The organism is Shimia sp. W99, assembly GCF_053851455.3.
Genome location: NZ_JBSQBU020000001.1, coordinates 601,756 through 627,582, shown reverse-complemented (window position 1 = coordinate 627,582; position 25,827 = coordinate 601,756). Strand labels below are relative to the sequence as shown.

Sequence of the window (25,827 nt, the reverse complement as noted above, 5' to 3'; positions counted from 1 at the left end):
TCTCAGACCAGTAGCTTGGAATAGTTCAGCTCGTTCCATGGAACAAGCGCATCATGAACATGTCCCCAGAGCGATCCAAACAGCATTTCGTCCAGTCCGGTACGTTCACGCAAAACGCCCAGTGGAGTGCGCCCATCCACCAGAGACACGATCTGCGCAGTTTCTCTTGGCAGTTTGAGAACGGCGGTTTCCGTCTGGAAATCGAGCACGATCTTGCCTTTCTTGGCCACCAGTCCGGCAAGTTGCGGCCCAGCGAGACTCTTGAAATGCGGAACCGCCCAAGGATCCTTCGGGTTGGCCTGGGGCACGTCGCGCGCGGCTGGAACGGCATAAACGACATGGGTCTTGATCGTTCCGCGCAGTTTTTCGGCCACGTCCATGGCCGCAATGGCATCCATGCCCTCGGGGCGCTCAACACCCTCCGGCAACAGCCGGTCCAGATCATACTGGGCTGCCGGAAGAAATCCGGCAGGCTTGAGATCTGCTAGCCTCAAAGCCTCAGCCAGTTCGCCTACTGTGTAGGGACGATCCTGGGAATGCAGCAGCAGATCGTAGAATCCCGCATCACTTTTCTTATGGTCTACAAGCACCTGATTTCGTTTGAAAGAATGCGCGTCCGGCACGGCCTTGAGAACCGCTTTTCCAAGCTTGAGCCGATCCTTGGCCGACATTCCCTGTGACAAGGTGCCAAAGGCCGATTGCAACTGATAGACCCCTGCCCGTCCATATGGCGCATAGACCATCAAACCCATCCCCCCCTCGGGCGACAAGGCTGCGGACAAGGCCCGGAACCCCGCATCCGGATCAGGCAAGTGGTGCAGGACACCGCAACAGTCGATGTAATCAAACGTGCCAAAATCCGGCGCATCCAAAAGGCTGGCCGTGTGAAAGGTGACGTTTGAAAGCCTGCGCTCGGCAATCCGGGCCTCGGCAATCTCGCGCGCCTTGGTCGACAGGTCCAGATAGGTGATTTCATAAGGGCGCTTTGCGCTTGTGAGTGTTTGCGCCAGTTGTACAAGTGCATCCCCAGTTCCGCCGCCGGCCACCAGAATGCGAATGGGCGTCCGCCAGTTGCGTTTGCCTCCAAACAGGAAGTGATCCATCTCGACGGGATGCGACGGCGACCCACGGACCAGCCTTTTACGCTCATCTTTCGGATCGCGGGCTGGGTATGGGTAGGTGTCGTATTGTTCGGTAATGCTCATTCCGTTCCCCTGATTGTCAGGCGCCACATTTGCAGAGCGTCGATCTGGCGCCAAGCCTGTTTCGGACAGAAACTGGCGTACAGAAGAGCGCTCATTCTGTCGCCACGTTTTCACGGGCGAGGACGAAGGTGTGAATGGAAAACACAACGGCCTCACTCCGGGGCAAACGAAGTATGCTCTGACGTTCGGATCTCAAGTACGGCGCGCGGGTTATGTCCACGGGCGTGCGTCTTTCGTGTTCGCTGCGAGGCTGAAACAGGTCGGGGTTGTTGTACCAAAGCACATTCTTGCGCCACATGGGCCTTTCTGCCCGCACCCCATCAAACAGGCGCTGAACACGACGCGCGATGTTGTCGTCATAGCTGTCGACCGGCACATGAATTCCCGTCAGCGGTTTTCCGAATTTCTCGGACAAAGACCAGCTGGCCGGAAAGCACAACACCGCGCCCGTCAGCACGTGCTGATCCCCTTGGCGCTCCAGGATACACATGTCCTCCTGCACAAGCCGCGCGACGGTGCCCAAAGGGTCCTGACCATCAAGGGTGACCTTTCGTCCATCCGGACACGTAACAACCTTGCCAGACACCAAGAACCCTTCCTTCTCCTCAAGCAGCTCAAGGATCACGTCCAACAGTTCTGCTGCCGCAGGGCAAGCGCGTTCATCAAGTGCAAGAACATCCCCGCGTCGCCTTACCAGCAGTTCCTCTCGCAACGCCATCTGCCCGGCATAAGCCTCGTCGATGATCAACCAGTCAGTCATTTTCATCGGCGAGATGCCCGGCAAGGCCACTTCGGCAAGGGCGTCATAGGGGATGTGTGTCTGCAAAATATCCGTCATGAGACCTTTCTTAGCCGCGCGCCATCCGCCCTGCATCCCAAAACGGACATCCCGCGTCGGAAACAGGCACGACCTTGATGATTCGCCAGATCAGACTGGCCTTGTGGGAAAATGGGAGGCCATGATGAACGACCACTATCGCGACGTACGGAAGATCGACCCGACCCGGGGGTCCCTCCTGGGTGACAACACCCCAAATGACGGCGATCGGGTCGAAATCGGCCCGACGCGGCTGGCGTTCGGCGAATGGGCTGATGCAGGTTTGCACCTTCCCGACCTTCCAGCCATGCGCCGCCACCGTTGGCAGCGCCTCACGCAACATATCGTTGATCGAGACTATGCCGGTCTTCTGATGTTTGACCCGCTCAACATCCGCTATGCCACCGACAGTACCAACATGCAGCTTTGGAACACGCACAACCCGTTCCGCGCCGTGTTGCTTTGCGCCGACGGCTACATGGTCATCTGGGACTACAAGAACGCCCCTTTCCTAAGCAGTTTCAACCCCTTGGTGCGCGAAGTTCGTTCGGGCGCCGACCTGTTCTATTTCGACCGGGGAGACAAGATTGACGTGGCCGCAGATGCGTTCTCGAACGAAGTGCGCGCGCTTTTGCAGGAGCATGCTCCGGGCAACAAGAGGCTTGCCGTGGACAAGGTCATGCTTCACGGGCTGCGCGCGCTCGAGGCGCAGGGGTTGGAGATCATGGAAGGTGAAGAGGTCACGGAAAAGGCCCGCGCGGTCAAAGGGGCGGACGAGATCCGTGCCATGCGCTGCGCTCATCATGCCTGCGAGACCGCTGTTTCCGAGATGGAGCGTTTTACCCGCGAAAACGTCCCCCTTGGCAATACCAGCGAAGATGACATCTGGGCTGTTTTGCATGCCGAAAACATTCGCCGCGGGGGTGAATGGATCGAAACCCGCCTCCTCGCATCAGGTCCAAGAACCAACCCCTGGTTCCAGGAATGCGGGCCCCGCATCGTCCAGAATAATGAGATCGTCGCGTTTGACACGGATCTGATCGGGTCCTACGGAATCTGCATCGACATCAGCCGAACGTGGTGGATCGGCGACCAGAAGCCAACGAATTCAATGATCTACGCCATGCGCCACGCACATGAGCATATCATGACCAACATGGAGATGCTCAAGCCAGGGGTGACCATTCCTGAACTGACGGCCAACGCGCACAAGCTTGACGATAAGTTCTGGAACCACAAATACGGCTGCCTGATGCATGGTGTGGGCCTTTGCGATGAATGGCCATTGGTTGCCTATTCCGACAAGGCTGTGCCAGGGGCCTTCGACTATCCGCTCGAACCGGGGATGGTACTTTGTGTCGAGGCGCTGGTTGGGGAGGAAGGCGGCGATTTCGCAATCAAGCTCGAGGACCAGGTACTGATTACAGAAGATGGCTATGAGAACCTGACGACCTACCCGTTTGACCCTGTCCTCATGGGAGAGTCATGATACACGGCGCCTCCCATTTCGTCACCATGGCGTGAGATTGGCGACAAGGCCCTTGGCCAGATGGGCGGCGCGTAGCAGTTTGGCGGGGCGCAGATCAAAGGACCGCCCATGCCCAAAAAACGCCTCTCGTTTCCCGGACACGGCGGCGATACGCTCGCCGCTCGGCTGGACTTGCCCGAGGGCCCGCACCTTGCGACGGCCCTGTTTGCACACTGTTTTACCTGTTCCAAGGACATTGCCGCCGCCCGCCGTATCTCGGCCCGTCTCTCGGCGATGGGAATTGCCGTTCTGCGGTTCGATTTCACGGGATTGGGACACAGCCAGGGGGAGTTTGCCAACACCACATTCACAACCAACGTGGCCGATCTTTTGGCTGCAGCCTCGCATCTCGAAGCACAGGGCATGGCGGCGTCGCTCCTGATCGGGCACAGCCTGGGCGGCGCGGCGGTATTGCGGGCAGCGGCAAGCCTTGAAACCGTAAAGGCCGTTGCAACGATTGGCGCCCCTTTCGATCCCGGCCACGTCATCCACAATTTCGGGGCGGCACTTGAAGAGATCCGCCAGAACGGCGCGGCGGAAGTCAATCTGGGCGGCCGCCCATTCACAATCCGGAATTCCTTTATCGAAGACATATCGGCAGAAAACCTTGCCCCTTCCATCGCCAACTTGCGCCGTGCGCTTTTGGTACTGCACGCCCCGCAGGACGACATTGTGGGAATCGAAAACGCATCCGAGATTTTCCGAGCGGCAAAACACCCCAAGAGCTTTGTGACACTTGACAAAGCCGATCACCTGATAACCGCGCCGGAAGACGCCGAATATGTTGCAGAGGTCATTGCGGCTTGGAGCGCGCGTTATCTCGATCTGCGCGCCCCCGCGCCGCCTCCAGGCGCTCCGGAAGGGATCGTGCGCGTGGCCGAAGCCGATCCGAACGGCTTTCTGCAGGATGTGAATGCCGGGCCGCGCCATCATGTGCTCGCCGATGAACCGATGGCTTATGGCGGGACCAATCGCGGCATGACCCCTTATGGCTTCCTGTCGGCAGGGCTTGGCGCCTGCACGTCCATGACCGTGCGTATGTATGCCCGCCGCAAGGGCTGGCCTCTGGAACATGTCTGGGTCGATGTCAGCCATGACAAAGTACATGCGCGCGATGCAGAAGCCGGGCAGTCAGCCAAGGTGGATACGTTTCGCCGTGTCGTGCACCTGATCGGTCCGCTGGAAGAAGACCAACGCGCCCGGTTGCTTGAAATCGCCGACAAATGCCCTGTGCATCAGACATTGGAACGGACCAGCCGGGTGATCACCGAACTGGCCGATCCCTGATCAACGACGCGGCATCGGGCGGGCAACGGGCGGTCTTGGCGCTATCGGATGCACCGGGCGTGGTGGCGGAGCGATTGGATGGACCGGGCGCCCGGGGGGGGGCGGGGGCTTCGGGCGATAATAGTCGTTCCACATCATCGAGTCGTAATAGATTCCGACATGGGCGCCACCGGACACGTAGGGATCATCGCAGGCCGACAGGACCAGCCCCCCCGCCAAAGTGAGACCCATCGCGCGCAAAAGGAAATATCGTTTGGATTTCATTTGCATCTCCCTCACCGCGCCCGAATGGAATTGTAAATTGCGTTCACGTCCTCAAGCGCATCAGCCCTGTATCCCGGATGGAGCGCCGTCATGCTGAAAATCACGTTGCCGTTGGGTAGGTCGATGAGCGATACCGTGAAATGCACTGTCGTACCATTGCGCCGCCCCGTCCCGCGATACACGCGCGCGGGGTAACCCGCGATACGGCGGGACTCGAACTCGGTCACTTCGGTGTCCTTGGCGATCTGCGGTGCCAGCGAACGGGCATAGTCCGCCGCCTCATCCAGCGTACGCAGGCCTTCGGGCACGACAAAACCAACCCAGACACCGCTGTCGCTTTCCGGTTCAAGGCCGATAACACGCTCCACATCGCGGGGCGCGTCCTCGCCCGGTGGGGTTAATGTGCGAGCTCCCCCGACACGCACCGTCCAGAAATCGGGCACGTCCACGCTGAAGATCGTCTCGCTTCCATCCCTGTAATGAACCGGGGTATCCGCCAACGCAGCACTCGCAGGCATCAATCCCGCAATCAGCGCAACAACCCCCTGTAAACTCATGATTTTTCTCATACTTTCCCACCAATTGCACTTCTCGAACGAGGACCATACTAGACAGTGTTTGCCACCTGTCCAGCCTTACAGGCGCCTCTATCAAGGTGAATTTCGTCTCCGCCCCTTTGATATCGAGCCATCCTTGCCCACAAATCTAATTTCATCTTCGCCACGACGTTCGACCCCGTAGCAGTCCCAAATGCCGCTTGGCGGCCACTGGCTGCAATACTGCCCATCCCGCTCGGTCCAGTACCCCCAACTTTCCTGGCCCGCATTGTAAAGCGTTCGACCCGAGGCATAGAACCGTTGCCACGCCGCGTCGTATTCGACCATCTGATCGTTCAGGAAACCCGTCAGGTCCTCGCCGCGAAGCGGCACCCAGTCGTCCGCCATGCCGCTCCCTGCCCAGACCATCAAAACAAGGGCAATCCGTCTCATGTGTGCGCTCCTGCCTTGCCGCGACGATGCTGACAGTCTAAACCGCGCGCAATTGCTCCCAATACACAAGGCCGTGACATGATCCCTCGCTATGCCCGCCCCGAAATGGTTGCCATCTGGTCGCCAGAAACCAAGTTCCGCATCTGGTACGAAATCGAGGCGCATGCCTGTGATGCCATGGCCGATCTGGGGGTGATTCCACGAGAAAACGCAGACGCCGTCTGGAAAGCCAAGGATGTCGAATTCGACGTCGCGCGCATTGACGAGATCGAAGCTGTCACCAAGCATGACGTGATCGCCTTTCTCACCCACCTTGCCGAACATGTGGGTTCGGAAGAAGCCCGTTTCGTGCACCAGGGCATGACCTCGTCAGACGTGCTCGACACCTGCCTCAACGTCCAGCTGGTGCGCGCCGCCGATATCCTCCTGGAAGGCATGGACAAGGTATTGGCCGCGCTGAAGAAACGCGCTCTGGAACACAAGGACACCGTCCGCGTCGGCCGATCCCACGGCATCCACGCCGAACCCACCACCATGGGCCTGACCTTTGCGCGTTTCTACGCCGAGATGGACCGCAACAAAAACCGTCTGGAAAAAGCCCGCTGGGAAGTCGCCACGGGTGCGATCTCGGGCGCGGTTGGCACCTTTGCCAACATCGACCCGGCCGTGGAAGAGCATGTCTGCGAAAAGCTGGGACTGCGCCCCGAACCGATCTCGACCCAAGTTATCCCGCGTGACCGCCACGCAATGTTCTTTGCCACACTGGGCGTCATTGCCTCGTCGATCGAGAACATCGCCGTCGAAATCCGCCACATGCAGCGCACCGAGGTGCTGGAAGGTGCGGAATTCTTCTCGATGGGCCAGAAAGGTTCGTCAGCCATGCCGCACAAGAAGAACCCGGTGCTGACCGAGAACCTCACTGGTCTGGCCCGCCTTGTGCGCATGACGGTGATCCCGGCGATGGAGAACGTGGCCCTCTGGCACGAGCGCGACATCTCGCACTCCTCCGTGGAACGCGGCATCGGCCCCGACGCCACCGTAACGCTTGATTTCGCCCTGAACCGTCTGGCCGGCGTGGTCGACAAGATGCTGATCTTCCCTGAGAACATGCTCGACAACATGAACAAGTTCCCCGGCCTCGTGATGTCCCAGCGCGTTCTGCTGGCCCTCACACAGGCCGGCGTGAGCCGGGAGGACGCTTATTCCATGGTCCAGCGCAATGCACTCAAGGTCTGGGAAGAACGCCTTGATTTCCGAGAACTGCTGCTGGCGGACGCCGAAGTAGTGGCTGCGCTTGGCGAAGATGGTATCAACGAAAAGTTCGACATGGGCTATCACACCAAACATGTTGACACGATCTTCAAGCGGGTGTTTGGCGAGTAAGCCTTACCGCAGCTGAGATTTGGGGCCGTTGCACATGCTGTGCAGCGGCCCTTTTTCCTTTGATGACACCAACGTGATGCATAGGTGATCAGCTGCGGTGATCCGGCAGATGAGCCTCTTCGTACAGTGCTCAATAACCCTTAAACTCTTGGAGACATCATGCGCATTCCCCTTATTTTCACGGCTGTTCTCGTCGCCACCCCGGTTCTGTCGGAACCTCTGCACAGCACACCACTCACGATCCATTCGGAAGCCATCAAGGAAAACTGCAATGATGGGTACTGGTGGAACGCATCTGAAAATATGTGCATGTCGGGGAACGGACGGTAAGATGACACTCCAGTGCGGCAAACTCCACAGCATGTTTGCAGCAGGGCTATTGATCCTGTTCCTGACGCTGCCGTCGGTCGCTCTGGCCGGCGGCGCAAACACCAAAACCGGAGTCGGCAAAGGCAATGGAAAATCCTGCCCGGCGGGCTTTTACCATGATGCAGATTCCGGGAAATGCGTTGCCGCGAACTGGATCTGATCATCTAGAGGCGTATGGCACGAAACGCTCGGCCTGCGCCACGAAACCATGGAGATTTCCGATGTCCAAGTTGTTAAATGTGACGCTCCTGACAGCCTTTTTGGCCGGTTCAATTCTCGCGACCGCGGCAAGCGCCGACCAGCGCAAGAAATGAGCGCCCGGCAGCTATTGGGACCCGCGGGATCAAAAATGCATCTGGGGCAACGGGCGTTGACGCGCGCGTGATTTTGGCTGGGGCCGCATCCATGTTAGTCTGGCGGCACACGCAATTCGGAGGTCGTCATGATGATACGAAAAATGGCACTTGCAATGATCATGGTGGTCATGCCTGTGACCGCTTATGCAATTGGGTGTTCCAGCCAAGAGCAGCAAGTCATGTCCTGTGGCGAGGGCAAGGTTTGGGATGCATCCAGCCGCAGCTGTGTAGAGCAGGTTTCCAGCTAAGAACTGCCTGCCTGATGAAATCCGTATGAGGGCGCAAGGACCGCCCCGGTTATTTTTGTGTTGAGGAAACAGTTGAGATGATTTTGAGAACCTCCCTTTCTGCGCTTGCTATCGTGGGCCTTCTGCCCTTTTCCGCTTTTGCAGCGGGCGGTGACGAACCGGCCCCACAACCGACGCAGACCACGAAGGAATGCAAGAAGGGCAAGGTCTGGAGCGAAAAGAAAAAACGCTGTGTGAACCCGGACAACGCGCAACTGGGAGATGATGTGCTGTACGGGGCCGTGCGTGAATTCGCCTATGCAGGTCAGCTGGAAAATGCGCAGCGGGTCCTGTCGGCGATGTCCAATCAGAATGAAGACCGGGTTTTGACCTATTGGGGCTTCACCCATCGGAAAATGGGACATGCAGAGCTTGGCATGGCTTTCTATGAAAAAGCGCTTTCGGCAAATCCCGATAATTACCTTGCCCGATCCTACAAAGGGCAAGCTCACGTAGAAGCAGGCGACCTTGTTCTTGCGCGCAGGGAACTCGTGCAGATCCGCAAACGGGGCGGTGCCGGAACCTGGGCGGAACAGTCGTTAGCCGCGGCCATCGAGACCGGCGTGACCTACAACTTCTGAGAAGCGCGTTGAGGGTTTCTTTAGTGTTGGGTGCTTAAGTGTGCCCAATACCAAGGAGCCTGAAATGAGCAACCAGAACTCAGCTTGCCCGTCTCACACCGCCAGTGTCGATGGACCCTGCGCCGTCGCGTGGCAAAGTTCTCAAACTGAGCAAACGGCATAAGGCGGCGGTTATTGTTCGTTTTCTTCTGAACGAAGGCGCAGAGGTGTCCCTGAGCGATCTGCCCGATGATCTGCAAGCCGAGTTGACCTATCTGATGGGCGATATGGGTTATGTCGACCGCGATACGCTGGCCACGGTCTTGATGGAGTTTGCCCACGAGCTCGAGTCCATTGGCCTCTCGTTCCCCGGGGGGCTTTCCGGGGCGCTGTCCGCCCTTGACGGACGGATCAGCCCGATGACCGCCGCGCGCCTTCGCAAGGAAGCCGGGGTGCGCCAATATGGCGACCCATGGGACCGACTGCGCAATCTTCCGATTGTAGCTCTTCGTGACCTGATCGAGGCAGAAAGTATCGAGGTGGCCGCCGTAACAATTTCCAAGCTCGATGTCGGCAAGGCCGCCGAGTTGCTCAGCGCCCTGCCCGGTGAAATCGCACGCCGCATCACCTATGCCGTGTCCATGACGGGTGCCATCACCCCCGAAGCGGTGGACCGGATCGGGTTGACCCTGGCGAGCCAGCTTGACGATGAGCCGCCCAAGGCATTTGCAGAAGCTCCGGTGGAGCGCGTGGGGGCAATCCTGAATTCCTCGACTGCCGCGACTCGCGATGACCTGCTGCAGGCGCTGGAAGACACGGATGCCGACTTTGCAGGAGAAGTGCGCAAGACGATTTTCACCTATGCTCATATTCCGACCCGCATCTCCCCGCGCGACATGCCCCGCATCGTCAAGGAACTTGACGAAGACACGCTTGTGGCCGCGTTGGGCTATGCCACCGAAGGCGATGCCGGTGCGACAACCGAGTTCATTCTCGAAAACATTTCGGCGCGCCTCGCCGATCAACTGCGCGAATCCGTCGAGGAGCGTGGAGCGGTGACTGCGCGTGACGGCGAGGCCGCGCTCTCCGGCGTGACGACCGTGATCCGGGAATTGGAAACGAATGGAGAGATCAAACTAATCCGTCCCGAGGATCAGGAGGGCTAGACAGCACCTCGAAGGATGCTTAGCACATTCACTATATGTGAATGATCGGCTTCCCATGTTCTTATTGCCCTCCCGCGATACCCGTGCACGTGCCATCCTGCTCATGATCGGTGCGATCTTTTTCTTTTCGGCCATGGACAGCACGGCAAAGGCGCTTGCGCAGGAAATCGGCGTGCTGCCCACGCTTTGGGCGCGCTACGCCGGTCAGACGCTGTTTGTTCTGGCTTTGGTGGCGCGCCGTTTTCCCGGTGTTCTCAAGACCCGCTATCCGAAACTTCAACTGGCTCGCTCGCTGTTTCTGTTGCTTGCAACAGCGAGCTATTTCGTCGGCATCTCGAATATCGGGCTGGCCGAGGCCGCTGCCATCATGAACATAAACCCCGTCCTGATCACTCTTGGGGCGGCAGTGTTCCTTGGCGAAGGGTTGGGCATCCGCCGTATTCTGGGCATTGCCGCGGCCATGACCGGTGCACTGATCGTCATTCGCCCCGGCGGAGAAGTTTTCACGATCTACGCAGTCTTTCCGCTGGCCGCGGCTTGTTGTTATTCGGCCTATGCCCTGACCACCCGCTTTGTTGGCCGGGATGAGGATGTCTGGACATCGCTTGTCTATACTGGCCTGATCGGGGCCGGCATCCTGACCTTGATGGTCATTCCTGTCTGGATCATGCCCTCGACCAAGCAGCTGGCTTTAATGGCGCTGATCGCCTTGTTCGGCACGATTGGGCAGCTTTGCCTGATCCGCGCACTGTCACAGGGTGAAGCGGGCATGTTGGCGCCATTCGCCTATACCGGGCTGATTTTTGCGACCTTTTGGGGGTTAATCTTGTTCGATGAATGGCCCGATGAATATTCGCTTCTGGGCGCGGCCATCATTGCCTGCGCTGGCACTTATGTCTGGTACCGGGAAACATTTGGCGCGCGCCGCCCCTAGCGCAAGCGCGCCGCGGCAAGGATCGGACCGCTATCCACACCTTGAATCAAAACAACAACCGGCGCATCCCCCTTGACCCGCATTTCCATATCCAGCGGAGCCTTGCCGTTCCAGTCGGCGGCCACCTTCCAGTCACTGACAATATTGCCGTAAATCACCATACGCCCAGCATTTTCGCCACGCTTGATCGACACTTTTTCTTCGGGCTTATAGCGGACAACATGCACCTGCATGGCTTGTTGGCGCGACGCGGTTGCGGCAATCCTGATCCGGTTTCCCTGTCGTGACAGGTCCAGATCGACAGGTCCTGCCTGCCCGCTGTGCCGGCTGATCAGTTTCTCTACTTTTTCAGGGTGGGTGCCGACCACATGATCCTTGCCGTTGACAATCATCTGGGGCGTATAGACCGACCGGTGCCCCGAGGCGCGGGCATAGTTCTTCTGGCGAGCGGTATAGGCCGGGTTCGCGAAACTGTCCTTCCAGCCGATGTAATCCCAGTAATCCACGTGCAGCGCGAGCGCGATCACGTCATCGCGATTGGCCAGTTCCTTGTGAAAATAGTCATCTGCCGGAGGACAGGACGAACATCCTTGGGAGGTATAGAGTTCCACGACGACGGGCTGCTCCTGAGCGACCAAAGCGCCTGCCCAGCAAATCAACGATAAAACGAGTGCTGCAAAGGTTCGGTTCATTATCCTGCCCGTGTTCTGGTTTTCATCCCCACCCCTTTCTAGGCCCATGCGACGTTACAAGCCAATCAAGGTTTTGCGATCCGCGCTTGAATGCAGCAGGGTGATGGGCCACAATTTTTTCCAGCGAGACCCAACTATTTCTGATCTGCAGGAGGCCACAATGCCCATCAAAGTCGGACAGGATACTGCCAAGGCCCGCAAGACACTTACGGTCAACGGACAGTCCATTTCCTATTATTCGATCCCCGCCGCCCAAGAGGCTGGAATGGGAGATTTTTCCAGATTGCCGGCAGCGCTCAAGGTAGTGCTGGAAAACATGCTTCGGTTCGAAGATGGCGGGTTTTCCGTTTCGACCGAGGACATTCGCGCCTTTGCCGAATGGGGCACCAATGGCGGCAGGAACCCCCGCGAGATTGCCTATCGCCCTGCCCGCGTTCTGATGCAGGACTTTACCGGTGTGCCCGCCGTGGTGGATCTCGCGGCGATGCGCGACGGGATCAAGGGGCTCGGGGGCGACGCGCAAAAGATCAACCCACTGAACCCCGTGGACCTTGTCATCGACCATTCGGTGATGATCGACGAATTCGGCAATCCACGCGCGTTCCAGATGAACGTGGACCGCGAATATGAGCGCAACATGGAACGATACCAGTTCCTGAAATGGGGTCAGAGCGCATTTGACAATTTTCGCGTGGTGCCACCGGGAACCGGGATTTGCCACCAGGTAAACCTAGAATACCTGGCCCAGACCGTCTGGACCGATACAGACCAGAATGGCGAAACCGTCGCCTACCCGGATACGCTTGTGGGCACCGACAGCCACACGACCATGGTCAACGGCATGGCCGTACTGGGCTGGGGCGTCGGCGGGATCGAGGCCGAGGCCGCCATGCTGGGGCAACCGATCTCGATGCTCATTCCCGAAGTTGTCGGTTTCGAGCTGACAGGGGTAATGGTCGAAGGCACGACGGGCACCGACCTCGTGCTGAAAGTGGTAGAAATGCTGCGGGAAAAGGGCGTTGTGGGCAAGTTTGTCGAGTTCTTTGGCGAAGGCCTGGACCGACTGCCGCTTGCCGACCGGGCGACCATTGCCAATATGGCCCCGGAATACGGGGCCACCTGCGGCTTTTTCCCGATCGACAATGAAACCCTGCGCTACATGCGGACCACGGGGCGCGACGAGGGTCGGATCGCGTTGGTCGAAGCCTATGCCAAGGAAAACGGGTTCTGGCGCGGCGCGGATTATGCGCCGATCTATACCGATACACTGAGCTTTGATATGGGCACGATTGTTCCCGCGATTTCAGGCCCCAAACGCCCGCAGGATTTTGTCGCCCTGACCGAGGCCAAGAGCGCCTTCCGCCGCGAGATGGAAGAGACATTCAAGCGCCCCATGGACAAGGAAGTCACCGTCGAAGGAGAGGACTATACGCTTTCGTCCGGGGACGTGGTGATTGCCTCGATCACCTCCTGCACCAACACTTCGAACCCTTACGTGATGATTGGCGCCGGACTGGTCGCGCGCAAGGCCGCCGAATTGGGGCTGAACCGCAAACCTTGGGTGAAAACCTCGCTCGCGCCGGGCTCACAGGTGGTGACCGAATATCTGGAGGCCGCAGGACTGCAGGACGATCTCGACAGGATCGGGTTCAACCTTGTCGGCTACGGCTGTACCACCTGTATCGGCAACTCGGGCCCGATCCAGCAAGAGTTGTCCGAGGCCATAGCCGAGGGCGATCTTGTCGCGGTGAGCGTGCTATCGGGCAACCGCAACTTTGAGGGACGGATCAGCCCGGATGTGCGTGCCAACTATCTGGCCTCTCCGCCGCTCGTGGTTGCCTATGCGCTGGCCGGGACGATGGATATCGACATTGCCAACGACCCGATTGCCCAGACGCCTGATGGCAAGGATGTCTATCTGAAAGACATCTGGCCCAGCACCCGGGAAATCGCCGAGCTGGTCGAGAAAACCGTGACGCGAGAGGCGTTTGTCAGCAAATACGCCGATGTGTTCAAGGGCGACGACAAGTGGCGCAGTGTCGAGACTGCAGACAGCGAGACTTATGACTGGCCACCGACCTCGACCTATATCCAGAACCCGCCCTATTTCCGGGGCATGGCGCCGGAACCGGGCACGATCAGCAATATCGAAGAGGCCAAGGTGCTCTTGATCCTTGGCGACATGGTCACCACCGACCATATCTCGCCCGCCGGGTCTTTCGCGCAATCCACTCCTGCGGGGCAGTATCTGATCGAACGTCAGGTCGAACCGCGCGAATTCAACTCATACGGCTCACGTCGAGGCAATCACGAGATCATGATGCGCGGCACATTCGCCAATATCCGAATCAAGAACGAGATGCTCGACGGGGTTGAAGGCGGTTACACCAAGGGGCCGGATGGCCAGCAGACCAGCGTGTACGAGGCGTCGATGGCCTATCAGGGCCTTGGCACGCCGCTGGTGGTGTTTGGTGGCGAACAATATGGGGCCGGATCGTCTCGCGACTGGGCGGCCAAGGGGACGGCGCTTTTGGGCGTCAGGGCGGTGATTGCCGAAAGCTTTGAACGCATTCACCGGTCCAACCTTGTGGGTATGGGTGTGATCCCGTTCGAGTTCACCGGGGGCGACACGCGCAAGACGCTGGGATTGCGCGGCGATGAAACCGTGTCAATCCATGGGCTGGACACGATCGAGCCGTTGCAGGAAGTGCCCTGTGACATCACCTATGGCGATGGCACGACCAGAACCATTACGCTCAAATGCCGGATCGATACCGCGCCCGAAATCGAATACATTGAACATGGCGGTGTTCTGCATTACGTACTGCGCAACCTCGCCAAGTAAAGCTTTGAATTTGTGGGGAAAGTCCTGGTTCGGCGCCGGGGCTTTCATCGTGTCAAGTCGTGAGTTCTTGCGCCACCTGCTGAAACAGGGCCAGCGTTTCCAGCGTGCGCATGGGCCCATCATGGGTATAGTTCGGATAGGCCGCGTTCATGGCAATCACCACCTCGCGCGCCGGGTTCACATAAAGAAACTGACCATAGATTCCGATGGCGGCAAAGTCCCCGCCATCCTGTCGCGCCGGAAGCCACCACTGGTTCTTGTAGCCATAGGTGCTTTCAGCAAGGGGAGGCCCGACACCGGGCATCAGCGGCGTCCGGTCAGGCACCGCCATACAGCATAGCCAACCTGACGGCACAATCCGTGTGCCATCCGGCGCACACCCGCCATCCAATACCATCTGGCCGATCCGCGCCATGTCACGAAGTTGCATGAACATACCGCCGAATACCACCGGCTCTCCGGCCCGGTCGATCAGGACGTGCATATCGCCCTCGACCCCGAGCCGATCCCAGAGCCGCGTCGCCAAATACTCCGCGATTGGTACTCCCGTGGCGCGCCGCAGCACCCAGCCAAGAACATGGGTTTCGATGCTGGCATATTGGTGAAAACTGCCTGGCGCGCGGGCGCGGATCATCTGGCGCGCAAAATCATCCTGCGCCCCCAGTTGAAAAGACGTTACCGAGCGGACCACTTCGGAAGTGGGATCGTCATAGACTTCGCGCCATTGGATACCGCTCAGCATGTCCATGACCTGCTGCACGCTCACGCCTTCATAGCCCGTCCCAGAAAGCTCGGGCACATAATTGGTCACCGGCACGTCGAAATCCGGCAGCACCCCTTCCCCGTGCGCGATTCCCAGCAACAGCGCCGTGACCGATTTGCTGACCGACCAAAGAATCGACACGTCCGTCGCGGCGCGCCCGCGCCCGTAATCCTCGAACACCAACTGGCCACGATGCAAAACCGCCAAACCGCTCGTCCGCATGGTTGCCAGATGTTTGCCGGTATCCAGCGCGCGACGACCAACCCTAAACTGCTCCGGTAAAGAAAGTGTTGCGCCGTCGGGCAAATCCAGAACCCTGCCCGTCCGGGGGATGGTCACAGACGGCCATTCACGCCAGAGATTGCGGAAATTCCCGTCAATGCGATTGGGGGCAAAGATGCCGTCCCACCGTGCCACGGCCCTTGTGACGTCGTCCATGTTCACCTGCGCGCTTGCTGTTGCCCCCAGAGAACCAGCCCGCCCGGCATTTGCCAACCAAAAAGGCCGGCGTCATCCAGCGAGCCGGCCTTTTTGAGAATGATGAAAGACGCCTAGCGGGTCACATCGGCCATGGCCGGGCGTAGACGCTCGGTCAGCTCGCGCTCGGTCAACGGACCGGCAACCCGGAGGATGATCTTGCCTTCGCCATCAATCAGGTAGGTTTCCGGAACGCCATACACGCCCCAGTTCAGCCCCATGCGACCTTCGGGATCGGCGCCCACCGCGGCATATGGATCGCCCAGTTCTTCAAGAAAGCTCAACGCATTGCGCGCCGGATCCTTGTAATTGACCCCATAAATCGCGACACCCTCGTCCTGCAGGGCTTCAAGCGTGGGATGCTCTACCCGGCAGGGCGCGCACCAGCTGGCCCAGAAGTTCACCAGCTTGACCTGCCCGTCCGCCAGCGTTTCGTCGCTCCACATGGGCTTGTCGCCAAGCGGAACAATCTCAACGGCGGGGGCTTGTTTCCCGGCCAACGCCGAGGGCAGCTCATTCGGGTTCTCCCGGTTCATGCCGACAAGAAACAGCGCGGCCAAAGCCGCGAAAGCCACCGGCGGCGCCAGCATCAGCGGTGAGACCTTAGCCATTGCGGCGGCCCTCCACCTTGTCGAGTTCACGGCGCGCCTTGCGGGCGGCGACAATGCTCCACCAGACCAGCGCGATCAGCAGGAGGATCGACACGGCATATGCGCTCAGCACCGTGTCAGCGTATTTTCCAAGATCGGGCATCATCCCAGTCTCTCCCGTGCCAGCAGCGCCTTGGCGCGGCGCTTGTGGATTTCAGTGCGTGTGCGCAGGAACACCAGCGCGATGAACAGCAGAACGAAACCGGCGATACAGACATAGAGCGGAGTCGAAAACACGTCCGCCACGTTTTCTTTCTTGTCCAGCGACAACGATGCGCCCTGGTGCAGGCCCTGGTTCCAGAAATTGACAGCATAACGGCTAAGCACGGCAAAAACGGATCCGACGATACACAGGACCGCGGTCAGGTCTGCCGCCGTGTCCGGATTATCAATCGCCTCCCAGAGCGCCATGTAGCCAAGGTAGAACAGGAACAGGATCAGGAACGAGGTCAGACGTGGGTCCCACGCCCACCAGGTGCCCCACATCGGCTGGCCCCAGATCGCCCCTGTCACCAGCGCAACCAGCGTCATGACGATCCCCACCGGGGCCGCCCCCTTGGCGGCAAGCGCGCTGACGTGATGGCGCCGCACCAGCCAGACAAGCGAGGTGACGAGCATCATGAACCACACGTTGATCGCCATGAGCGCAGCGGGCACATGCAGGTAGATGATCTTAACCGTCGATCCCTGACGGTAGTCGTCCGGTGTGAAAAAGAAGCCCCAGATCAGGCCCACGATAAGCGTCACTGTCGCAAGGACGGACACCCAGGGCAACACGGCCCCCGCCGTGCGGCTGAACTTGACCGGATTGGCATATTCCCAGATTGATCCCATGAAGTCTTCCTAACTGCCTATCGGCCTCTTTTGCACTTCACATCGCCGTTAGCGGCGCACACGTCTTTGACATTCATCAACCACGCACTTCAACACATGCCGATTATCGCAGATTGACCCGCAGCACCAAGGCGCTGGCAAAGGGCAAAAGCGCGATGACACCAAAGGTGATCCCGGCCAGCATGAGCAGGGGCGTGGTTGTGGCAAGCCCCTCGGCCCCGCGCCGGGCCAGTTCCGCGCCAAAAATCAACGTCGGCACGTAGAGTGGCAGAACCAACAGCGACAATAGCAGCCCGCCCCGCTTGATACCCACGGTCAGCGCCGCCCCGAAGGTGCCGATCACGCTGAGCGCAGGCGTACCCACCATGAGCGACAACACCAGCCAGAGGTATCCCCCTTCCGGCAGGCTGAGCAACAGACCGAAAAGCGGTGCGGCCAGGGTGAGCGGTAACCCGGTGGTCAACCAATGCGCCAGCGACTTGATCGTCACCACCCCTTCGAGCGGCAGGGGCGACGTCGCCAGCAGGTCAAGCGAGCCGTCCTCCCAATCAAGCGCAAGGATGCGATCAAGTGACAACAAGCAGGCCAACAAGGCCCCGAGCCACAGGATTCCCGGCGCGATCTTGGACAACAAGACGCTGTTCGGGCCAACGCCAAAAGGCACAAGTACTGTCACGATAAGGAAAAAAGCCAAGCCGAGGCCAAAGCCCCCACCGGCGCGAAAGGCCAGTTTCAAGTCGCGGATCAAAAGAGAGATCATAGGAACCCCTCGTCGAACGCGCCCGCCTGCGCCGCGCGCGGCTTGGCCCGGAATGGCCCGACATCGAACACGTCGGCCTCTTCCAGCCCAAGGTCGATATGCGTCGCTATCAAGGCACTGCCGCCACCCTTGAGATGCGCGCGCACCGCTTCGGCAAACATCTGCACCGATGCTGTATCCAGCGAAACCGTCGGCTCGTCCAGCACCCAGATCGGTCGCCCTGTCACAAGCAGCCGTGCCAATCCAAGGCGCCGCTTCTGGCCGGCGGACAATGTGCCCGCCATGCGATCGGCCAGCGCCTCGAGATCAAAAGCAGAAATCGCGGCAGAAATATCTTTCTGTCCAAAGACATCCGCCCAGAACCTCAGGTTTTCGGTCACGCTCAGCATGGCCTTCAACCCATCGCTATGCGCGGCATAGGCAATGGTTTCCGGAGGGCAGTCGACACGCCCCTCAAGTGGTGGCTGCAACCCTGCCACGGTCCGCAGCAAGGTCGTCTTGCCGACACCGTTCGGGCCGCGCAATACCAGCGCCCGGCCGGGCTCCAGCGCGAAATTCAAACCCTCCAGCACGGGAATCCCGCCGCGGGTGATCGTCAGGTCTTGAACGCTCAAAATCATGGCTTCGGATTACCCGAAATACCCCCCCAACAAAAGCGAAATGGCACCGGCGCGGCCATGAAGTGCGAATCACACCCGAAGCGCCTGTGTTAACAGGCAAAACCGGCTTCGGTATCACATCGGTATGACGTCGGTATCGCGCCGGTATTTGCCTACGAAAGCGCCGGCATGAACGCACCGGGCGCAATCGCAACGCCCCCTTCATACTTTTCTTTTTCCAGAAATACCCCGGGGGAGTCGCAGCTTGCTGCGGCGGGGGCAGCGCCCCCTGCCCCTGCTCAGAGCGGCAGGACCACCGCGGCCACGCGCCGCCCTTCGGAGACCAGCACGTTATAGGTGCGGCAGGCCGACGGCGAGGCCATGGGTTCCACCCCGATACCGGCCTCTTCCAGTGCCACGCGGAACGGTGTTGGAACGGGGGCCATCTTTTCTCCTGTGCCCAGAAGGATGAAGTCGATCTCGCCTCGCATCGCCAGAACCGTGGCCGTGTCCTCGTACCCCCCCCAGCTGCGCGCACCGGCGGCGTGAAACATTGCGCCGCCTTCGATCACCTGCCCGTCGATGCGAAAGAACCCCGGACCATAGCTTTCGATGGGCAGCGCTTCGGCATAGGTGATCTCAGTCAGTTGCATGTGCAAACCCTCAACTGGTCCAGAATGGCAGGCCGGATATGGCCGACACCGCAATAACAAGATACGCCACCCGGCGATAGAGCCGTTCCCGCTCGGGATTGAAAATCGCGGTGCCAAGCGCAATCCCGGCAATGCTGGGCGGAATCAGGACGATCCCAAGCCAGATCGCACCCACCTCCAGAACCCCTTGAAGCCCCAGCGTGGCCAGCAGCAATACATCGAAGCCCCAGAGATACAGAAGCGTATTGGCGCGAATGACCGCCGGTCCATGCGGGCTGGCCATGTAGAACAGGATCACCACCGGCCCCGGCAAGCCCGCGACGCCCCCCAGAAAACCTGCGCCGCCACCGATGCCATAGACGCCGCGCGGGCTGACCGTGCCGCGGTAGCGAAAGCCGCTGATCAGAAGGCCGAGCATGGCAAGCGCAATGAGCGAAATCGCATAACGATAGATCGCCGGGTCGGTCACGCGAAGCACCAGCACCCCGAATGGTACCGCCACCATCGTCGCCAGCAAAAGCCGCCCGAGATCCCTGCGGTGACAGGCCCGCCATGCGCCACGCGCCGCCGGAAGCGGGCCGAAAACGTCCATCACAGTAAGGGTGATCACCGCCCAGATCGGCGGCATGACCTGTGCGGCGACAGGCAGATAGATCAGGGCCGTGCCAAACCCCGAAAAGCCGCGAACGATCCCGGCCACGAACGCGGCCAGGATCGCCCAGTACACGCCCGGCAGGTCAAGGACCTGCCAGAGTGCGTCAGGCATCAATGTTGGCGTACTGGTTGCCGGCCGTGTTGGACGGCTTGGTCCAGTCCCGTTTCACGCCAAGCTTCAAAAGCACGGCAGACGCAATGAAGATCGACGAATAGGTCCCGACAATCACACCCCAGATCATCGCAAAGACAAAGCCACGGATCACGTCCCCGCCCAGGACAAAGAGCGAAATCAGCGCCAGCAGGGTCGTGACCGAGGTCATCACCGTCCGGCTCAGGGTTTCGTTGATCGAGAGGTTCAGAACCTCTTTCAGGTCAAGCTTCTTGTACTTGCGAAGGTTTTCCCGCACCCGGTCGAACACGACCACGGTGTCGTTGAGCGAATAGCCGACGATGGTCAGAAGGGCTGCGATGATGGCGAGGTCAAAGCGGATCTGCAGTTCCGAGAACACGCCAATGGTCAGAACCACGTCATGCACAAGTGCGGCCACGGCCCCGAGCGCGAACTGCCATTCAAAGCGCAGCCAGATATAGACCAACACCGCACCGATGGCGAGCAGCACCGCGATCACGGCGGTCTTGATCAGCTCGCCCGAGACTTTCGGGCCAACCAATTCAACGGATACGAAGGTGATGTCCGGAGCAACGGTCTTGAGCGCGGTTTCGACGCTACGGATGATATCCGCGGAGACTGACTCGGCCCCTTCCTGGGCCTGGATGCGGATCATGGTGACATTCTGGTCATCCGCAAAGGTCGGGTCGAACACCTCGGTGATCGACACATCGCCAAGACCGAGCGGCTGGATTGCTTCGCGATAGGCGGCCACATCGACAACCTGCGCGCTTTCGGTACGGATCGTGGTCCCGCCCCTAAAGTCGATGCCGAAGTTCAGGCCCTGAATGAAGAAGCTGACCAAGGCCAGCACCATCAGCACACCGGAAATACCGAGCCAGAGCACGGGGCGTGAGAAGAAATCCCACTTGGTTTCCTTGGGAACAAGTCTCAGGCGCATGGCTTATACCTCGATTGTCTTGGGACGGCGGCGTTCGAACCACATCACGATCATCAGCCGCGTCACGTAGATCGCGGTGAAGACCGAAGTCAGAATGCCCAGCCCCAGCGTGATGGCAAAGCCGCGTACCGGGCCGGAGCCCACGGCAAACAGGATCACGGCGGTGATGAAGGTTGTGATGTTGGCGTCCAGGATCGCGGAAAGCGCCTTTTCATAGCCAAGCTCGATGGCGCGGGCCGGACCCTTGGCGGATTTGAGCTCTTCCCGGATACGCTCGAACACCAGCACGTTGGCGTCCACCGCCATACCGATGGTGAGCACGATCCCCGCAATCCCCGGCAGGGTCAATGTGGCCCCGATGAGCGACAGCAAACCAAAGATAAGGCCCACGTTCAGGATCAGGGCAATATTGGCGAATACGCCAAAAGTGCCATAGCTGAGGAACATGAAGACCAGCACTGCGGCAAAAGCCACGATACAGGCGATACGGCCCGCTTCGATGCTGTCCTGCCCCAGTTCCGGGCCGATGGTGCGTTCTTCGAGGAATTCCAGCCCCGCAGGCAGCGCCCCGGCGCGCAGCAACACGGCAAGGTTGGTCAATTCCTCGACCGAGAAACGCCCGGTGATGATGCCGGACCCGCCCGAGATATGCGCCTGGATGACCGGCGCACTCACGACTTCGCCGTCCAGCACGATGGCAAAGGGTGACCCGATGTTTTCCGCCGTGTAATTCCCGAACTTGCGCGCGCCCGTCGGATTGAAACGGAAAGACACAGCCGGAGAGCCGTTCTGGTCGAACGCGGGCTGGGCATCGACCAGCTCTTCGCCGGTCACAACCGGTGCGCTTTCGACCACGTAATATACGCCCTCTTCGTCCAGCGACGGGAAAAGATCGTTTCCGGCCCCGGGGTTGGTGTCTGCAGTCGTCGAACGGCTGACAACCGGGTGAAAAGTCAGCTGCGCCGTGGTGCCGATAATGTCCTTGAGTTCCGCCGCCGAGCCGATGCCCGGCACCTGAATCAGGATGCGATCCGCACCCTGACGCTGGATCGTCGGCTCGCGTGTGCCGACCTCGTCGATCCGGCGACGAATGATTTCCAGCGCCTGTTGCACGGTGCGCTCGTCCGTGGCCAGTTTCTCGGCCTCAGAGAGTTCGACCACGACCACGTCACCTTCGGTAGAGACCACGATATCGGATTGCCCCGCCCCGGTGAGCGAGGTCACAGGTCGCGCAAGGCCACGCACCAGAGAGGCGGCGCGCTGAATTTCCTCGGGCTTGGAAATCTTGACGCGCAGCTGGTCGTTCTCGGACGGTTGCAGGCGGATCGTGCCGATCGTTGCACGCTCCTCACGCAGCATATCGCGGATTTCCGGCCACATGGTCTTGACGCGGGTTTCATACACATCCGCAACCTGCACCTCGGCCAACAGATGCGCGCCGCCGCGCAAATCCAGCCCTAGATTGACCAGCGAAGACGGCAGGAAAGACGGCCACATTGCCGCCTGTTCCTCAAGTCCGTTGCCGCCATGGCCCAGCTCGATGGCCGCGACAGCGTCATTGCGCGCCTCGACCCTCTGATAAAACGCGTTGGGCATCGCCAGAAGCAGCCCCAACGCACAGACGGACCAGATGAATATCCGTTTCCAAAGGTCGATTTGCAGCATGATCGCGGCCCTGTCGTTGACTTAGCTGTTTGCAGCCGGTTCGGTCTTGCTCAGCACCTGTGCAATGGTGGCCTTGACCACGCGCACCTTGACGCCTTCGGAAATCTCGACCTCGATTTCGCCATCATCCTTGACCTTGACGACCTTGCCGATCACGCCACCCTGGGTGACAACCTGATCGCCGCGACGCAGCGCCTCGACCATCGCCTGATGTTCTTTCACTTTCTTCTGCTGTGGGCGGATAAGCAGGAAATACATGATCCCGAAGATCAGGATGAGGGGCAGAAACTGGCCAAATGCTTCCATTTTGGATGTCCTTTGTGTTGGCGGGGAACCCCCCGCGAAAGTCGCAGGGAACCTATGGGGCATTCACGCCAATGGCAAGGCGGGAAAAGAGCCGGAAATGCCCGCCATGCAACACCCGAGCGGGAATGGCGCTTTCCGGTGCTTACGATCCGTCAAAAAATCCGTCATAAGCTGCCCATCGAAGTGAATCACCCACCGCCCCCCAATGCATGAAGGACAGATGAGATGCATGACATTAAAGCGATCCGCGAGAACCCGGCCGCTTTCGACGCCGCCCTGACCCGCCGTGGGACAGAGGCCGTCTCGTCGTCCATCCTCGCGCTGGACGAAGAGCGCCGCGCTAAGATTGCCGCCGCCGAGACCGCGCAGTCCGAACAGAAGAAAGCCGCCAAGGAAGTGGGCGCCGCCAAGGCAAGCGGCAACGAGGCCGAGTTCGAGCGTCTGCGGGCACTGGTGGGCGAGAAAAAGGCCGAGGTCGCGGCGATGCAGGCCGAGGCCAAGGCGCTCGATCAGCAGCTGACCGACATGCTCATGGGCATCCCCAACCTGCCCTTTGCCGACACGCCCGAAGGCGCGGACGAAGAGGACAACGTGGAAATCCACCGCTGGGGCACCCCGCGCGAGTTCGATTTCGACGCGGTCGAGCATTACGAGCTGGCTGGCGTAAAACCCGGCATGGATTTTGAAACCGCCGCCAAGCTGTCGGGCGCGCGTTTTGTCGTGCTGTCGGGTGCCGTGGCGCGCATCCATCGCGCGCTGGCACAGTTCATGATCAACACCCATGTCGATGAAAACGGCCTGACCGAAACGTGGACGCCGGTGCTGGTGAAGCCCGAGATGATGTATGGCACCGGGCAATTGCCGAAATTCGGTGAAGACAGTTATGAAACCACCAATGGCTGGTGGCTGGTACCAACCGCTGAGGTGACGCTGACCAATATCGTCAACGGTGTCACGGTCGAGGAAAACTACCTGCCGCGCCGCTATGTCGCCCATACCCAGTGCTTCCGCTCCGAAGCGGGCAGCGCGGGCCGCGACACCTCGGGCATGTTGCGCCAGCACCAGTTCGAAAAGGTCGAGATGGTCTCGGTCACGCACCCTGAGAATTCGCGCGAAGAACTTGACCGCATGACCGGCTGCGCGCAAGGCATCCTTGAGAAACTTGGCCTGCCCTATCGCACCGTGGTGCTCTGCACCGGGGACATGGGTTTTGGCGCACAGCGCACGCATGACATCGAGGTCTGGTTGCCCGGTCAGGGCAAGTATCGCGAAATCAGCTCGGTGTCGGTCTGCGGCGATTTCCAGGCACGGCGCATGAATGCCCGCTTCAAACCGGCCGCCGGCGGCAAGCCGGAATTCGTGCACACGCTGAACGGTTCGGGCCTCGCCGTGGGGCGCTGCCTGATCGCGGTGTTGGAAAACGGTCAGCAGGCGGACGGCTCGGTCGTCCTGCCGGACGTTCTCGCCCCTTACCTTGGCGGCAAGACCACGCTAAGCCCAGAGGGTAGATTGACCTGAGCCAGGCGCCAGCGTCCAAAAACACCAGACCGTTCCGCTGGGGGCGGCCTATTTCTTGAGTATTTTTGGCAAAATGAAGAGCAGACCTGCCCCCTTCATTTTGCCGGAAATACTCCGGGGGTGAAGTTTGGAAATGCCTACATTTTCAAACGAGGGGGCAGCGCCCCCTTGCCACCTTGCCTCACGCGACGGGCGTGGCTGTTGCCCCGCCAACCTGGGCCTTTGGAAACGGGACCAACCGTTGCTGATCCTCATCCCACAACTTCAAGGAAAATGACCGCAGCGCCTCGGGCCACTTGATCGTCGGAAGGTCGTATTCCTCGCGGATCATCTGGTGGCATTTGCGCAGGTTGTAATGCGGGATGCGTGCATTGAAATGGTGGATGTCATGATAGGCGATATTGGCCGAGATGATGTCCATCCAATGGCCGAGATCCAAGGCGGATGAGCCCTGAAGCGCGGCAATGCGCGGATCAAGATCCGGTTTGCGGTCCCAGTAAGTGTCTTCGAAGTTGTGCTGAAGATAGACCATGAACACACCAAGCATGCCGCCGAGAAACGAAGACAGGAACCAGATGAGCACGCCGACCCACCCAAAAAGCGCATAGATACCAAGCATGTACAATGCAATGGCAATGTTATGCAGGATCACGCTTGTCGCCATCTCTCCGGCGTTCTTGGGCCAGCGGTAGCGGATGAAATAGGTAAACAGGCTGCCTGCCGGGATCAGGATGAAAGGGTTGCGGTAAAGCCGGTATTGCAACCGTTCCCAGAACCCGGCGGCGTTCCATTCCCGCAAGGTCATGGTGTGGATTTCCCCGGTTTCACGCGCTTCGAGATTACCCAAATGCGCGTGATGCAGGTTGTGATTGTGGCGCATGGCGGCGTAGGGCGCGAAGGTCAGGAGCGAGAGCGCCTCGCCGGCCCAATCGTTATTCCTGCGCGACTTGAACAGGGAGGCGTGACCGCAATCATGCTGCAAAACATAAAGACGCACCGCAGAGGCGCCATTGATCAGCATCATCGGGATCAGGATGAACCAGGAGTCGACATGCGTGATCGCAAGGTAGAGCGAGGCGAAATAAACGACAAATGTCGGAAAAAACGCAAGCGCTCCGATACGGTCGTCCTTCACGGTAAATGGCTTCAATCGTTCGCGAATTTCCATCGCCCTGCCCCCGGATACGTCAATT

Annotated in this window: 29 protein-coding genes; 11 read left to right on the top strand and 18 right to left on the bottom strand. The window is 59.6% G+C overall.

Annotation, left to right across the window (positions count from 1 at the left end):
* Positions 1 to 2 precede the first annotated feature (2 nt).
* Entirely contained in the window at positions 3 to 1,205 is a 1,203-nt protein-coding gene (locus tag ACS3QZ_RS03020) for a class I SAM-dependent methyltransferase (protein WP_456036505.1), read from the bottom strand.
* Between the two features lie 91 nt (positions 1,206 to 1,296).
* Complete coding sequence (locus ACS3QZ_RS03015) at positions 1,297 to 2,043, bottom strand: heme-dependent oxidative N-demethylase family protein (protein WP_456036504.1); 747 nt, start codon at positions 2,041 to 2,043, stop codon at positions 1,297 to 1,299.
* 124 nt (positions 2,044 to 2,167) lie between these two features.
* Here ACS3QZ_RS03015 and dddP point away from each other — a divergent pair, with 124 nt between their 5' ends.
* Both dddP and ACS3QZ_RS03005 read left to right on the top strand, forming a co-directional pair.
* Positions 2,168 to 3,511 (top strand): dimethylsulfonioproprionate lyase DddP, encoded by a 1,344-nt coding sequence (gene dddP / locus ACS3QZ_RS03010; RefSeq protein WP_456036503.1) that lies wholly within the window; start codon positions 2,168 to 2,170, stop codon positions 3,509 to 3,511.
* A 108-nt stretch (positions 3,512 to 3,619) separates the two neighbouring features.
* A complete protein-coding gene (locus tag ACS3QZ_RS03005) occupies positions 3,620 to 4,837 on the top strand; it encodes a bifunctional alpha/beta hydrolase/OsmC family protein (protein ID WP_456036502.1) in 1,218 nt (405 codons plus the stop codon).
* Here the strand turns inward: ACS3QZ_RS03005 and ACS3QZ_RS03000 are convergent, their stop codons facing one another.
* The 3 genes from ACS3QZ_RS03000 to ACS3QZ_RS02990 all read right to left on the bottom strand — a co-directional run bounded on the left by ACS3QZ_RS03000 (position 4,838) and on the right by ACS3QZ_RS02990 (position 6,090).
* A complete protein-coding gene (locus tag ACS3QZ_RS03000) occupies positions 4,838 to 5,101 on the bottom strand; it encodes a hypothetical protein (RefSeq protein WP_456036501.1) in 264 nt (87 codons plus the stop codon).
* A gap of 11 nt (positions 5,102 to 5,112) precedes the next feature.
* A complete protein-coding gene (locus tag ACS3QZ_RS02995) occupies positions 5,113 to 5,658 on the bottom strand; it encodes a hypothetical protein (protein WP_456036500.1) in 546 nt (181 codons plus the stop codon).
* 93 nt (positions 5,659 to 5,751) lie between these two features.
* Positions 5,752 to 6,090: a hypothetical protein gene (locus tag ACS3QZ_RS02990; protein WP_456036499.1), complete on the bottom strand. Its 339-nt coding sequence runs from the start codon at positions 6,088 to 6,090 to the stop codon at positions 5,752 to 5,754.
* 78 nt (positions 6,091 to 6,168) lie between these two features.
* Between ACS3QZ_RS02990 and purB the strand changes: the two genes are divergently transcribed.
* The 7 genes from purB (at position 6,169) to ACS3QZ_RS02955 (ending at position 11,145) form a co-directional block, all read left to right on the top strand.
* Entirely contained in the window at positions 6,169 to 7,473 is a 1,305-nt protein-coding gene (purB, locus tag ACS3QZ_RS02985) for an adenylosuccinate lyase (protein ID WP_456036498.1), read from the top strand.
* Positions 7,474 to 7,632: 159 nt separating this feature from the next.
* Positions 7,633 to 7,803 carry a hypothetical protein gene (locus ACS3QZ_RS02980; protein WP_456036497.1) on the top strand — a complete coding sequence of 57 codons (171 nt, stop codon included), beginning with the start codon at positions 7,633 to 7,635 and terminating at the stop codon, positions 7,801 to 7,803.
* A 1-nt stretch (position 7,804) separates the two neighbouring features.
* Positions 7,805 to 8,002, top strand: a complete 198-nt coding sequence (locus tag ACS3QZ_RS02975; protein WP_456036496.1) for a hypothetical protein — start codon at positions 7,805 to 7,807, stop codon at positions 8,000 to 8,002.
* A 282-nt stretch (positions 8,003 to 8,284) separates the two neighbouring features.
* Positions 8,285 to 8,446: a carbohydrate-binding module family 14 protein gene (locus tag ACS3QZ_RS02970; protein WP_110680249.1), complete on the top strand. Its 162-nt coding sequence runs from the start codon at positions 8,285 to 8,287 to the stop codon at positions 8,444 to 8,446.
* Between the two features lie 77 nt (positions 8,447 to 8,523).
* Entirely contained in the window at positions 8,524 to 9,066 is a 543-nt protein-coding gene (locus ACS3QZ_RS02965) for a tetratricopeptide repeat protein (RefSeq protein WP_456036495.1), read from the top strand.
* A 110-nt stretch (positions 9,067 to 9,176) separates the two neighbouring features.
* The gene (locus ACS3QZ_RS02960) at positions 9,177 to 10,211 is read left to right on the top strand and encodes a flagellar motor switch protein FliG (RefSeq protein ID WP_456036494.1); all 1,035 of its coding nucleotides are present in this window, start codon (positions 9,177 to 9,179) and stop codon (positions 10,209 to 10,211) included.
* Between the two features lie 55 nt (positions 10,212 to 10,266).
* Positions 10,267 to 11,145, top strand: a complete 879-nt coding sequence (locus ACS3QZ_RS02955) for a DMT family transporter (RefSeq protein ID WP_456036493.1) — start codon at positions 10,267 to 10,269, stop codon at positions 11,143 to 11,145.
* Here ACS3QZ_RS02955 and ACS3QZ_RS02950 read toward each other — a convergent pair.
* The gene (locus ACS3QZ_RS02950; protein WP_456036492.1) at positions 11,142 to 11,756 is read right to left on the bottom strand and encodes a DUF1223 domain-containing protein; all 615 of its coding nucleotides are present in this window, start codon (positions 11,754 to 11,756) and stop codon (positions 11,142 to 11,144) included. The two genes, ACS3QZ_RS02955 and ACS3QZ_RS02950, sit on opposite strands and share 4 nt — an antisense overlap.
* 241 nt (positions 11,757 to 11,997) lie before the next feature.
* Between ACS3QZ_RS02950 and acnA the strand changes: the two genes are divergently transcribed.
* Positions 11,998 to 14,682, top strand: coding sequence for an aconitate hydratase AcnA (gene acnA / locus ACS3QZ_RS02945; protein WP_456036491.1), 2,685 nt, complete (start codon positions 11,998 to 12,000; stop codon positions 14,680 to 14,682).
* Between the two features lie 52 nt (positions 14,683 to 14,734).
* On the opposite strand, the gene ACS3QZ_RS02940 is transcribed toward acnA, so the two are convergent.
* The 11 genes from ACS3QZ_RS02940 to yajC form a co-directional block, all read right to left on the bottom strand.
* Positions 14,735 to 15,883: a serine hydrolase domain-containing protein gene (locus ACS3QZ_RS02940; RefSeq protein WP_456036490.1), complete on the bottom strand. Its 1,149-nt coding sequence runs from the start codon at positions 15,881 to 15,883 to the stop codon at positions 14,735 to 14,737.
* Positions 15,884 to 15,996: 113 nt separating this feature from the next.
* A complete protein-coding gene (locus ACS3QZ_RS02935; RefSeq protein ID WP_456036489.1) occupies positions 15,997 to 16,533 on the bottom strand; it encodes a DsbE family thiol:disulfide interchange protein in 537 nt (178 codons plus the stop codon).
* Positions 16,526 to 16,675, bottom strand: a complete 150-nt coding sequence (gene ccmD, locus ACS3QZ_RS02930) for a heme exporter protein CcmD (RefSeq protein WP_456039299.1) — start codon at positions 16,673 to 16,675, stop codon at positions 16,526 to 16,528. Before ccmD ends, ACS3QZ_RS02935 begins: the two co-directional genes overlap by 8 nt.
* The gene (locus tag ACS3QZ_RS02925; protein ID WP_456036488.1) at positions 16,675 to 17,406 is read right to left on the bottom strand and encodes a heme ABC transporter permease; all 732 of its coding nucleotides are present in this window, start codon (positions 17,404 to 17,406) and stop codon (positions 16,675 to 16,677) included. The genes ccmD and ACS3QZ_RS02925 overlap by 1 nt, the downstream gene beginning before the upstream one ends.
* A gap of 103 nt (positions 17,407 to 17,509) precedes the next feature.
* On the bottom strand, positions 17,510 to 18,166 hold the full coding sequence (gene ccmB / locus ACS3QZ_RS02920; protein ID WP_093093958.1) for a heme exporter protein CcmB: 657 nt from the start codon (positions 18,164 to 18,166) through the stop codon (positions 17,510 to 17,512).
* Complete coding sequence (gene ccmA, locus ACS3QZ_RS02915) at positions 18,163 to 18,786, bottom strand: heme ABC exporter ATP-binding protein CcmA (protein ID WP_093093957.1); 624 nt, start codon at positions 18,784 to 18,786, stop codon at positions 18,163 to 18,165. Before ccmA ends, ccmB begins: the two co-directional genes overlap by 4 nt.
* 278 nt (positions 18,787 to 19,064) lie before the next feature.
* Positions 19,065 to 19,418 (bottom strand): Mth938-like domain-containing protein, encoded by a 354-nt coding sequence (locus ACS3QZ_RS02910; RefSeq protein WP_093093956.1) that lies wholly within the window; start codon positions 19,416 to 19,418, stop codon positions 19,065 to 19,067.
* Positions 19,419 to 19,428: 10 nt separating this feature from the next.
* Entirely contained in the window at positions 19,429 to 20,184 is a 756-nt protein-coding gene (locus ACS3QZ_RS02905) for a sulfite exporter TauE/SafE family protein (RefSeq protein ID WP_093093955.1), read from the bottom strand.
* Positions 20,177 to 21,145, bottom strand: coding sequence for a protein translocase subunit SecF (gene secF, locus ACS3QZ_RS02900; protein WP_456036487.1), 969 nt, complete (start codon positions 21,143 to 21,145; stop codon positions 20,177 to 20,179). Before secF ends, ACS3QZ_RS02905 begins: the two co-directional genes overlap by 8 nt.
* A 3-nt stretch (positions 21,146 to 21,148) precedes the next feature.
* Positions 21,149 to 22,810: a protein translocase subunit SecD gene (gene secD, locus ACS3QZ_RS02895; protein ID WP_456036486.1), complete on the bottom strand. Its 1,662-nt coding sequence runs from the start codon at positions 22,808 to 22,810 to the stop codon at positions 21,149 to 21,151.
* 21 nt (positions 22,811 to 22,831) lie between these two features.
* Complete coding sequence (yajC, locus tag ACS3QZ_RS02890) at positions 22,832 to 23,116, bottom strand: preprotein translocase subunit YajC (RefSeq protein ID WP_093093952.1); 285 nt, start codon at positions 23,114 to 23,116, stop codon at positions 22,832 to 22,834.
* Between the two features lie 225 nt (positions 23,117 to 23,341).
* On the opposite strand from yajC, the gene serS reads away from it, so the two are divergent.
* Complete coding sequence (gene serS / locus ACS3QZ_RS02885; RefSeq protein ID WP_456036485.1) at positions 23,342 to 24,634, top strand: serine--tRNA ligase; 1,293 nt, start codon at positions 23,342 to 23,344, stop codon at positions 24,632 to 24,634.
* A gap of 181 nt (positions 24,635 to 24,815) precedes the next feature.
* Here serS and ACS3QZ_RS02880 read toward each other — a convergent pair whose 3' ends face one another.
* Complete coding sequence (locus ACS3QZ_RS02880) at positions 24,816 to 25,802, bottom strand: fatty acid desaturase (protein ID WP_456036484.1); 987 nt, start codon at positions 25,800 to 25,802, stop codon at positions 24,816 to 24,818.
* Positions 25,803 to 25,827: the final 25 nt, after the last annotated feature.